Source organism: Pontibacter sp. H249, from assembly GCF_037892465.1.
Classification (GTDB): Bacteria; Bacteroidota; Bacteroidia; order Cytophagales; family Hymenobacteraceae; genus Pontibacter.
This window is the reverse complement of record NZ_JBBKTR010000006.1, coordinates 76094-87632: the sequence shown is the minus strand read 5'-3', so window position 1 is coordinate 87632 and position 11539 is coordinate 76094. Positions and strand designations below refer to the sequence as shown.

Sequence of the window (11539 nt, the reverse complement as noted above, 5' to 3'; positions counted from 1 at the left end):
GGGTTAGAGATTAATTACTTTAGATATTTTTTGTTTCCCGATCTGAGTCTCCAGCGCAATCCTATCGGCACGGATGCCCAAGTCTGCCAGCTCTACCTGCTCACCGTTAGCCAGATTGCGTGCCTGCTTAAAAATGTTTTTGGCAAGCTTAGCTTTCTTCTCAAAACCACCTTCTTCGCTTTCATCTACCTGTGCTGTCGCGACAGCTGGTGCGGATCGCTTGATAGTGATCTCTACAGGGCGGGCATTCATGTTTGTGTTGGCTGCCAAAGCAGTGGCAACTGGTTCTTCGATTGCCGGTGCTACTGCTTTCACTTCCGCTGGTTTTTCAGTAATCGGGGTATTATCGGCAATGGCCTGCTGCGCATCTGCCTTAGGTTGTTCTGCTACTTTAGCAATGGCTGTTTTAGTTTGCTGTACAGCTTTTGTATTCGCCTTTGCCAGTGTTGCAGGTTTAGCAACCCTTTCTGTTATGTTAGATGCAGGGGTTGCATCTTCGGTTGCCTGGAGTGCAGATTTTTTTTCTAAAATAATTTCAGCTGCTGAAGTTGTAGCATCTACCTTTGCTATGGCTTCCTCTGCAGGGGCATTGTAAACAGGAGACTCCTGAAGTATGGTCTTATCTTTAACCACAAGAGAGTTACTTACCTCAGGGGTGGTTTTGATGTTGTAGAATACCACACCTACTGTAAGCAACAGCGACAATGTAGCCGCTACAGAAGAATAGATCCACATAAAGCTCTTCTTTTCTTCTCGTATCTCTACTTTGCGAGGCATTTCATCTTCTATTCTGTTTTGCAATCTGTTCCAAAGATCGGCAGGCGGTGTAGGAGTTGTATTTCCTAAACGCTCCTTAAACAAGTTATCTATATCTTCTGGTCTCATAGTATAATATCTCCCTTTTCTTAAACAGCTATAGCACTTTGTCCTTCCAGCCTTCGCTGTAACATGACTCGGGCCTTACTTAACTGCGATTTAGATGTGCCCTCATTAATGCCGAGCATATCCGCTATTTCTTTGTGTGAGTAGCCTTCAATGGCATATAAGTTAAAAACTGCTCTATAACCAGCTGGCAATGTATGCAGCAGCTGCATTAGCTCACCCTCCGCCAGGTCATGATCTGCACCATTAGCGCCGGCAACCTGAATGTGACTATCTTCTATGGCCATATGCATCGGTTCCTTTTTCCTAAGAAAGCCGAGTGCTTCGTTAACCATAATGCGGCGAATCCATCCTTCGAAACTACCTTTAGCCTCAAAGCGGTTAATGTTCTGGTATACTTTCATAAAACCATTCAATAAGGCTTCTTCTGCGTCCATATCGTTTTTCAGGTATCGCAGGCACACGCCATACATTTTAGAGGCATACTGTTCATACAGCACCTTCTGCGCTTTACTTTCTGCCCGCTGACATCCCGCTATTAACTCTGCTTCCGACACGATGTGTAATAGTTTATCAAATTTAACTGGTTATGTGCTTTGCAATTAGAGCGCTAATCACACTCTTTACCCCATAGATGCAGATTGCTATACCCTGGGTTGCCTGAGGATGTATAAATTTCTTGATTTAATTCTGCATTGACAATCTGTTTGCGATATATTACTGTTCATCAGCTAGAAATAAGAATTGAGTAGAAGTTTAGTAGGTTTAAAATAAAAAAGGTTAGAAGGCAACTTTAAACAGTTACCTTCTAACCTTGCTTTAATGGAGTCTATAAAAGTAAAACATAGCCACTTAAACATGGCTAATCTTGAAACGGGATTTTTCAAGCAGCAGTGTATAACTACTGCTTTAGTTAATATACGTCATCGTGCTTTCTTAGCATTCCCCACATAGTCAGAAACACAATCTTAAAATCAAGCATCACCGACCAGTTCTCCAGGTACCACAAGTCTGCCTTCACGCGGTTGAGCATGGCGCTATTCTCGCGGGTCTCGCCGCGGAAGCCGTTGACCTGGGCCCAGCCGGTGATGCCGGGGGTGAGGAAGTGGCGCACCATGTAGTTGTCGATCAGCTGGGAGTAGTCGCGCGTGTGCTGGAGCATGTGTGGCCGGGGCCCGACCACGGACATGTCGCCCAGCAGCACGTTGAGGAACTGGGGCAGCTCGTCGATGCTGGTCTTGCGGATGAAGCGGCCCACGCGGGTGACGCGCGCGTCTGCCCTAGTGGCCTGCAGCCTGTCCGAGTCGGGGTTGAGGGCCATGCTGCGGAACTTGAGGCAGTGGAAGGGGCGGTTGTTCCTGCCCGAGCGCAGCTGCCTAAAGAACACCGGGCCGGGCGAGTCGAGCTTGATCACGAGGGCCATCAGGGGCACGAACCAGCTCAGCAGCACCACCACCACCAGCGCCGAGAAGAGCACGTCGAAGGCGCGCTTGACCACCTCGTTGGCCTTGTTCTCCAGCGGCTCCTGCCGCGGCTTGAGCACGGGCACGTAGCCGAAGAGCTCCACCAGGCACTTGCGGTGCAGCGAGCCCTTGATGTCCGGCACGATCCGGAACCGCACCATGTGCTTGTCGGCCTCCTGCATGAGTGCCTCAATTCTACTGCAGTCTGAATAGGGTAGGGCGCAGAAGACTTCACGCACTTTATTAGCAGCAGCGTATTCAAAACATTGTTCGACCTTTCCTAGATAGTCTACCATATTGGGCACATGTTCTGGAGAATCATCAAAAAAGCCTAGGGCCCGGCAGTCTAGTTGAGGATTAGAATTAATTTCATAGTAAAAGTCTAAACCTACAGGGCTTGCTCCTATTATGACAATATTATTGGAACCTATCCAGTACTTTCGCCTGTACTTTCTAACCAGCAGGAAAGAGAACTTCCAAATTAGTAATAGTACAGGGAACATGGCGAAATAGTACACAAAGGGAACAGGTGGTATATATAGTAGAGGAAGAGCCAATTTTACAAGTAAAGTCATAGCTACGAAAATGCATAATGCAGCTAGTGTAGCATTCATTACTGGCACAGCGTCTCTTTTAAGTAATTGTTTATAGACACTAAATGTATTGGAGCTAAAAAACCAGCAAAAGTTCAGCAAGAGGATAGTAAGGCGCTGGTCATACACATTGGACCATTCCAGGTCAATGTCTGCCACTAGAAAACAAAAGTATAAGGTGACATTTAGCAAAAGGTAATCAACTACGACATTGATCCATCTGAAAAGCGTGGAGTATCTTTGTGCCATAGAGGTATATATTTAAATTTTCAATGTAAATTATACAGTGTGTTTCTTCATAGTCGGACAATGTTTTATAAAACATCTATACATTAAAAGCGGCACATTATTCTAAGCTTAAAAAAACAGAATAGCTATATTTAATATAGTTTATAATGCAATATGATTAATAAAATTATTCATACATATTGAAAATTGAATAACCAATAAGGTGAATAAAGGATTGAATTTAATAATATCTAAATTAGTGGACTATTAATATATTGAAGTTTAATATAGCGATATCTATTCATTAAGCACATTAACAACAGTATTAAATATGTATAACAAATAAATATTATAGTTATAAACAATTCATTTAACGTTGTAATTTATTAGTAGTTAATATAATTATAGATGAAGTAGTAAATGGCAAATAAAGACAAGTGTAACATTGAATTCATAGTGTAAAACTAGTTGCAACCTAAATACAGGAATTATAGAGATAGAACATTGCATATCTAACATCTAAGTATGGTATTAGAGATTAGGCCCATGTTCACATACTATTGTGCTAGCTTGAATAAAACATCAGATGATCGTTGGAGGGAAAAGCTTATATATCATTCGAGTGCTATTTAAGTCGCTTTAAAAAACTTAATACGATTAGAGCAAGTCTACCAGGTGCTGAAGGTATATTTCATTAATTAGCTGCTCAGTAAACTAGTCGTGGATAGGGCATAGAGTTCTAATCTCCCGAGTTGGATGCCATCCTTAAAGGCGATATAATAGTTGTTCCACACTGCGAAGCAGGGCTGTTATAAGTGCTCAATAAGCCAAATATTGCCCTACAACCGTGTCGAAGAGAAAAGGACGCTCATTTGTTTGGATCTTTAACTTCTGAGGAACTTTTTCGCAGGAATGAACCAAAAGTGAAACAATAGTAACTAAGTTTATTTAAATGCTCTCTGGCTCTAAAACAATATCCTCCATCACAGCCCATACATTGTTTGCTAGTATTTTCTGTCCTTTCTCTGTTGGGTGTATGCCATCTTTCTGGTTAAATTCAGGGTTACCGGCTACACCTTCTAGCAAAAACGGAATTAAGGCCACGCTTTCTTCTTTAGCTAACGCAGAAAATACTTCACTAAACTCTTTGGTATACTTTTGTCCCATACTTGGAGGCATTTGCATACCGGCAAGTAGAATCTGTGCATCAGGGTTCTTCTCGCGCACGCTGCGTATGATGCTCTGCAGGTTCTTGAATGTTTCATCCGGGTCAATTCCTCTTAAACCATCATTGGCACCCAGTTCCAGCACGAATACATCAACTGGCTGCTTTAATAACCAGTTGATACGGCTTTTACCACCTGCTGATGTTTCACCGCTTACACCTGCATTAATAACCTTATATGGTAGATTTAAAGAGTCTATTCTATTTTGAATAAGGGCCGGAAATGCTTGGTCCGGTTCAAGACCGTAACCCGCTGTGAGACTGTTTCCGAAGAAAAGTATAGTTTTTGTACGTTCGGATTTTGCAGTGTTCGTTTGGTTCTCAATACTACTACTGTTATTCTTTTCAACGCCGATTTCGGTGGTTCTTTCGGACTCACTGCAGCTGTATAAGCTAAAAACAACCGCTGTTATGGATAGCAAAAAATTACGTTTTAGCATATTTATGTGCTTTATTTCTTAAATTTATACTTTACCTGTACTAAACAATAACGTAAAATACAAGTTTACCTTTTCTAACAGTAATAGAACTTCTTTAGTTAAAAGTACAGTATTTCCCAATACAACTTAAATCTGAAACTACGTGTCAATAATATTAGATATCAAAAACCTGGAGAAAACCTATTACAGTGGTCATCATCCGCTTACTGTACTGCAAGGTATAAACTTTTCGCTACAGGCTGGCGATACATGTGCCATTGTTGGCCCGTCAGGTAGTGGAAAAACTACTTTGCTGGGCCTTTGTGCCGGACTTGATAGGGCATCCGCAGGCTCTGTCATACTTAACGGAATCAAGCTGGATAGTTTGTCCGAGGACGAGCGTGCACAGGTGCGTAACCAGTATGTAGGTTTCATTTTTCAGAACTTTCAGTTGATTCCTACGCTAACAGCAGTTGAAAACGTAATGGTACCCTTAGAACTACGCGGCGAACGCAACGTGCACCGGCAGGCAATGGACCTGCTAGCCCGGGTTGGACTAGCAGAACGTTACGACCACTACCCAACGCAACTTTCAGGAGGTGAGCAACAGCGCGTGTCTTTGGCTAGGGCTTTCTCTAATAAGCCTACTATACTTTTTGCCGATGAGCCTACTGGCAACTTGGATGAAGAAACTGGGCAACGGGTAGAGAAGCTACTGTTTGACCTTAATAAAGAAGCAGGAACAACTTTAGTACTGGTTACGCACGACCTTGAGTTGGCTCAGAAAACAGATCGCATTATTCGCATAAAAGGAGGCACAGTGGTATCAGACCAAGTTACTTCATCGGTAGTTAATAATGCATAATTTAGACTAAATACACTTAGGTATTTTAAGAACAACAGGTTTAGATGTCAGACACCATTATACATTTAGGTAATAAAAGACCGCTCAACATGCGTTGGTTACTGAAGATGGCATGGCGAGATAGCCGCCGTAACAGAGGCAGGCTGGCTTTGTTTATCTCCTCCATTGTTCTAGGTATTGCTGCGCTTGTAGCAATTAACTCCTTTTCCAACAACCTACGCGCTGATATAGACAAACAGGCTAGATCTCTTATAGGAGCCGACTTGGTAGTAGCAACAAGTAAAGATATAGAACCAGATATGCAAAAGCTGCTGGATTCTCTAGCAGTTGGAGGCGACAGGTCTGATGAGGTTCGGTTTGCATCGATGGTTTATTTCCAGGCTTCTCAAGGCACCAGGTTGGTGCAGGTAAGGGCATTGGAGAAAGGTGGTTTTCCATACTATGGTGCCATCGAAACTGAACCTAAGAGCGCTAGCAGTGCTTTTAGGGAAGAAGGTAGAAAAGCGTTGGTAGATCACACACTATTACTCCAGTACAACACAAAACCCGGCGATTCTATCAAAGTAGGTAACCTTACTTTCGAAATTGCAGGCGCTCTACATAAAATACCCGGTCAGTCTGCCATGACGGCCACTATAGCACCAGCTGTTTACATCCCGCGCCATTATCTTGAAGAAACAGGCTTATTGCAACGTGGCAGCCGCATCAGCTATTACCATTACTATAAACTACCTCAAACAACAGACGCTGACGAACTAGCGAATAAACTAGAGCCGAGGTTTGATGAAGCTGGGTTTGGTTTTGATACTGTAAACAGCCGCAAAGAAGACACTGGTAAAGCATACGACGATCTGGCAAGATTTCTGGCCTTAGTTGGGTTTGTTGCCTTGCTTTTAGGGTGTGTAGGCGTAGCCAGTGCGGTCCATGTATATATCCGGGAAAAATTAGCTACTATCGGGGTACTACGCTGCTTGGGTGTAAGCGGTGCGCAAGCTTTTCTGATTTACTTGTTCCAGGTGATGGCCATGGGGTTGATCGGTTCTATTGTTGGAGCCATACTTGGTAGCCTTATTCAGTTATACTTACCCGAACTTTTCAAAACCTTTTTACCTGTAGAGGTCACTGTAGCAGTATCCTGGTCAGCTATACTAGAAGGGATAGCTATTGGGCTTGTAGTAGCAGTACTGTTTGCCTTACTGCCCTTGCTTTCGATACGGAACGTTTCACCGCTCATTACCTTGCGTGCCGGAATAGAGCACTTAACTAATCAAAAAGATAAAGTGCGCTGGCTGGTTTACCTCTTAATACTGTCTTTCATTTTCGTATTTGCATACTTTCAGCTAGACACTTGGTTAAGAGCGCTGGCTTTTACAGGCGGGGTTATAGTTGGCTTTTTAGTACTAGCTTTACTTGCCAGAGCAATGATGTGGTTTGTAAAGAGATTCTTTCCGGTTAATTGGGGTTATGTATGGCGACAAAGCTTGGCTAATCTATATAGACCAAACAACCAAACACTGTTACTAACAGTCTCTATTGGCTTAGGAACTGCTCTCATCTCCACCTTATTTCTGATGCAACGCCTTTTACTGAGTGAAGTTGCCATTGCAGGTAGCGAAAACCAACCAAACATGGTTCTTTTTGATATACAAAGCTCACAGAAAGATGAAATCAAGAGAGTAACAAAGGAGGCTGGACTTCCAGTGTTACAGTATGTACCGGTAGTAACTGTTCGCGTTGAAGAAATAAATGGTCTGACTGCTGCCGATGTACGCAAGGATACGACCTTAGGTATACCCGACTGGGCATTTACCCGGGAGTACCGCGTAACATATCGCGATTCCCTGATTGACTCGGAAAAAGAAGTTGATGGTACCTGGACAGGAACAGTAAAAAATCCTGACAAACTCATACCTGTTTCACTAGAAGATCGTTATGCTGAACGAATTAAAGTTAAACTTGGTGACACAGTATTATTTAATGTTCAGGGAGCTTTGCTGCCTGCTTCTGTTGCACACCTGCGAGAAATAGAGTGGAACAGGGTACAGACTAATTTTTTAGTGCTTTTCCCGGAAGGCGTACTGGAGGAGGCGCCGCAGTTCCATGTGCTTATGACGCGTACTGATTCTACAGCACAATCAGCTAATTTTCAGCGCGAACTGGTTCAGCGCTTTCCTAACGTCTCAGCTATCGACCTGGATCTTATACTTCAAACGCTGGATGATATATTAAGCAAGATTTCTTTTGTGATCCGGTTTATGGCTTTGTTTAGTATCACTACAGGCTTGCTAGTTCTAATCGGTTCAATCAACATTAGTAAATTCCAGAGGGTGCAGGAGAGTGTATTATTAAGAACACTAGGAGCCAGCCGAAAGCAGATACTAAGTATAAATGCGTTTGAATACCTATTACTAGGAGCTTTGGCTGCCGGAACGGGTGTTATACTTTCTGTGGCAGCAAGCTGGGCTTTAGCAGTATTTAGTTTTGAAGTAAACTTTGTGCCAGACTTTGCGCCACTACTGCCTGTTTTTCTAAGCATCACAGCTTTAACAGTATTTATAGGTATGCTTAATAGCAGCGGTATATTAAACAGACCACCACTAGAGATACTTCGCGGTGAATCATAGTTAGATTATACTTTTACAAAAAGGCCTTTTTGCAAATAGCAAAGAGGCCTTTTTTATTATATCAAAGCTAGGAATACAAATGCAGAAATAACCAAATCCCTTATTCACTGGTACACTAAAGCATCTATTTTAATAAGATTATACATAAATGAGATCTAAAAGCGAAGAAAACAAAAGGAAAACTGTTTTGATTACGGGGGCCTCCAATGGCATCGGGATGGAGTTTGCAAAATTATTTGCAAAAGACGGTTACAGTTTGGTGCTGGTTGCCAGAAGCACTGAAAGGCTTAGAAGGCTCGGTTATCAACTACAGGATAAACATCAATTAGAAAAAGTATCCGTTATCACAGCTGACCTCTCTGAACCAGGCGTTGCCACAGAAGTATACCAGCAGGTAAAAGAAAACGGAATACACATAGATATACTTGTAAATAATGCAGGCGCCGGCACTCATGGCTCATTTGATGAAACAGACCTTGAAAGGGAACAGGCCATTATAGAACTTAACATTAACACACCAGTGGCCCTTACAAAGCATTTTTTGAAGGATATGAAGCAAAAAGGAGAGGGTAAAATTTTAAATGTTGCCTCTATAGTATCTTTTATGCCATCGCCTTTAATGGCTGTATACGGCGCTACAAAGGCTTTTATACTTTCTTTCTCTGAGGCCTTGTCTAACGAATTAAAGGGTACAGGTATAAGCATTACTGCACTTTGCCCGGGAGGTACCAATACGATGTTCTTCAGAAGGGCAGGTGCAGCCCATACGCGTGCGGCACACGGCAACCTTGCTGAACCAGCTGCAGTTGCATTAGATGGCTATACTGCATTAATGAACGGAGAAGTGAAGGTAGTATCGGGCTTAAAAACTAAATTACAGGCTACCAGTTCAAATCTTATTCCAGACACAGCACTGGCAGCAAGTATGCGCTACCAAATGGAAGAAGAGGAAGGCGACTGGATGCAGAGTAAACTTTAAAATAAATAATTTTAAACAAGTCTCTAAAACAAAAGAAGGAATCTGGTTAAGATTCCTTCTTTATTAAGCATAGACAACAAATGCCATCTGCTTTATATTTATTCATTATACGATGCTATTTTTAAGAGGTTATACTCAAAATTATAATTTTTAATTAATAGCTATCAGTTGCTAGCATTACCAAAGTGCAGTGATGTAATGTTTCGATATTAGCTTCTGAAGCCATCTTTTCGAACTCATGGTTTTCAGTGCCTGGATTAAAAATGATGCGTTTTGGTTGCAGCGACAAGATATAATCGTACCAGTAAGGTTGATTTTGTGGACCTACATACAAGGTTACTGTGTCTACACCATCAACAGGCTGGCTTAGGTCAGTGATGATAGGTTTGCCGCCAACTTCAGATTTACGAATACCCACTGGCACAACTTCATGGCCATGCTGTTGTAAACGGTGTACAGCCTTGTAGGCGTAACGGGCAGGGTTATCAGTGGCTCCAACTACTACTGTTTTTTTCATCTATTTTATAAATTTAATTAGATACAAAGTATAAATGCAGCTGCACAGGGCATGCATGTTTATACTTTACGGGCAAAATAACCTTATGTAACTAAATTATCCTTAAAAATGGATTACCCAACGCGTATACCAGCTTTTATCGCAGCCATCTCGGCACAACGCTCACCATCCATAGCCGCTGAAACAATACCGCCTGCGTATCCTGCTCCTTCACCGCATGGATACAATCGTTTAATGTGCACATGTTCCAATGTCTCACGATCGCGAGGAACCCGTACAGGAGAGGAGGTTCTGCTTTCTACGCCTACAATTTGTGCCTCATTAGTGAGATATCCGCGCATTTTACTGCCAAATGCTTTAAAGCCCTCGCGTAAGCGATAAGCCATTTCCTCAGAGAAAAGCTCATTCATATTTACTGATACTAAGCCAGGTTGATAGGAGGTATCTAGTAGTTCCTTGCTTACTTTTTGTTCGGTAAAATCTTTTAGCAACTGGGCTGGCGCTGCCTGTGACCCACCGGCTATTTCGCAGGCTTTCTGTTCCAGAGCCTGCTGCATACGTAAACCGGCTAAAGGTCCATACTTTTCAAGCTCCATGTCTTCCAGTTCAATAGCAACCACTATACCTGAGTTGGAGAACTTTGAGTCGCGGCGACTCGGCGACATGCCATTAACTACTACTTCACCGGGTGCCGTAGCAGAAGGCACAATAAAACCACCAGGGCACATACAAAAAGAAAATATGCCACGCTGCCGGCCATTATAGTGCGTCTGATGCACAAGCGCATAAGACGAGGCCGGCAAATAAGGACCACGATCCTCGCATTTATACTGTATGCTGTCGATAAGACTTTGCTGGTGCTCGACGCGAACACCCATCGCAAAAGGCTTGGCCTCTATGGTAACACCTTTTTCATGCAGCAATTCAAAAATATCGCGTGCACTGTGGCCTGTTGCAAGTATAACCGATTCACCTAAGTATGTTTGCCCATCAGCAGTAACCACACCGCGCATTTCGTCTTGCTCAAGTATAAAATCGGCAACACGTTTATCAAAATGTACTTCGCCACCAGATGCTCGCACTGTTTCTCGGATAGCCTCAATTATTTTAGGCAGTTTATTTGTGCCGATGTGCGGGTGTGCATCAAATAGAATGTCTGGGGTGGCACCGTGCTGCACGAAAATTTGCAGTATGCGCAACAGATCACCTCGCTTTTTAGAACGAGTATACAACTTGCCATCAGAATAAGTACCGGCACCACCTTCGCCAAAACAATAGTTTGAATCCGAATTGACAGTATGCTCTTTATTTATAGCTGCCAAATCGCGGCGGCGGCTTCTAACATCTTTACCACGCTCAAGCACAACAGGCTTCAGGCCAAGCTCAATGCAGCGCAAAGCAGCAAACAAACCTGCAGGACCAGCGCCAACAATTACAATCTGCTGTGCGTTCGAAACATCAGGGTAAGAGTAAATGGGGGAAATAATTTCCGTAGGAGGATTGTCCAAATAAACATCGGCTCGTACTCGAACCAGTACTTGCCGACCACGGGCATCAATAGAGCGCTTTACCCGATGGATATACTTTACATCTGCTGAGTTTAAACGGGCACTTTTTAAAATTTCGTGCTCTAATTGTGTTGCATCAAAAGCAACCTCCGGTGCAAACACCAGGTCTAATTCTTTTTTTCTCATGTGGTATGGGTAAGGTAGTTAACCTTAAACCTTAATTTTATTGTTGTTTT

General features: G+C 42.8%; 9 protein-coding genes. 3 read left to right on the top strand and 6 right to left on the bottom strand.

The annotated features are described in order from the left end of the window. Window positions 1–3 precede the first annotated feature (3 nt). The 4 genes from WG943_RS09755 to WG943_RS09740 all read right to left on the bottom strand — a co-directional run bounded on the left by WG943_RS09755 (window position 4) and on the right by WG943_RS09740 (window position 4831). Entirely contained in the window at window positions 4–885 is an 882-nt protein-coding gene (locus WG943_RS09755) for a hypothetical protein (protein ID WP_340408570.1), read from the bottom strand. Between the two features lie 20 nt (window positions 886–905). After that, window positions 906–1439: an RNA polymerase sigma factor gene (locus WG943_RS09750; protein WP_340408568.1), complete on the bottom strand. Its 534-nt coding sequence runs from the start codon at window positions 1437–1439 to the stop codon at window positions 906–908. 356 nt (window positions 1440–1795) lie between these two features. Further along, window positions 1796–3187 carry an undecaprenyl-phosphate glucose phosphotransferase gene (locus WG943_RS09745; RefSeq protein WP_340408566.1) on the bottom strand — a complete coding sequence of 464 codons (1392 nt, stop codon included), beginning with the start codon at window positions 3185–3187 and terminating at the stop codon, window positions 1796–1798. A gap of 927 nt (window positions 3188–4114) precedes the next feature. Further along, entirely contained in the window at window positions 4115–4831 is a 717-nt protein-coding gene (locus WG943_RS09740; RefSeq protein WP_340408563.1) for an arylesterase, read from the bottom strand. Window positions 4832–4973: 142 nt separating this feature from the next. Between WG943_RS09740 and WG943_RS09735 the strand changes: the two genes are divergently transcribed. The 3 genes from WG943_RS09735 (at window position 4974) to WG943_RS09725 (ending at window position 9278) form a co-directional block, all read left to right on the top strand. Further along, entirely contained in the window at window positions 4974–5675 is a 702-nt protein-coding gene (locus WG943_RS09735; RefSeq protein ID WP_340408561.1) for an ABC transporter ATP-binding protein, read from the top strand. A 44-nt stretch (window positions 5676–5719) separates the two neighbouring features. Continuing rightward, window positions 5720–8299 carry an ABC transporter permease gene (locus WG943_RS09730; RefSeq protein WP_340408559.1) on the top strand — a complete coding sequence of 860 codons (2580 nt, stop codon included), beginning with the start codon at window positions 5720–5722 and terminating at the stop codon, window positions 8297–8299. Window positions 8300–8447: 148 nt separating this feature from the next. After that, on the top strand, window positions 8448–9278 hold the full coding sequence (locus WG943_RS09725; protein ID WP_340408558.1) for an SDR family NAD(P)-dependent oxidoreductase: 831 nt from the start codon (window positions 8448–8450) through the stop codon (window positions 9276–9278). A 154-nt stretch (window positions 9279–9432) separates the two neighbouring features. On the opposite strand, the gene WG943_RS09720 is transcribed toward WG943_RS09725, so the two are convergent. Beyond that, complete coding sequence (locus tag WG943_RS09720; protein ID WP_340408556.1) at window positions 9433–9795, bottom strand: CoA-binding protein; 363 nt, start codon at window positions 9793–9795, stop codon at window positions 9433–9435. Window positions 9796–9908: 113 nt separating this feature from the next. Further along, window positions 9909–11489: an NAD(P)/FAD-dependent oxidoreductase gene (locus tag WG943_RS09715; RefSeq protein ID WP_340408555.1), complete on the bottom strand. Its 1581-nt coding sequence runs from the start codon at window positions 11487–11489 to the stop codon at window positions 9909–9911. Between the last annotated feature and the right edge of the window lie 50 nt (window positions 11490–11539).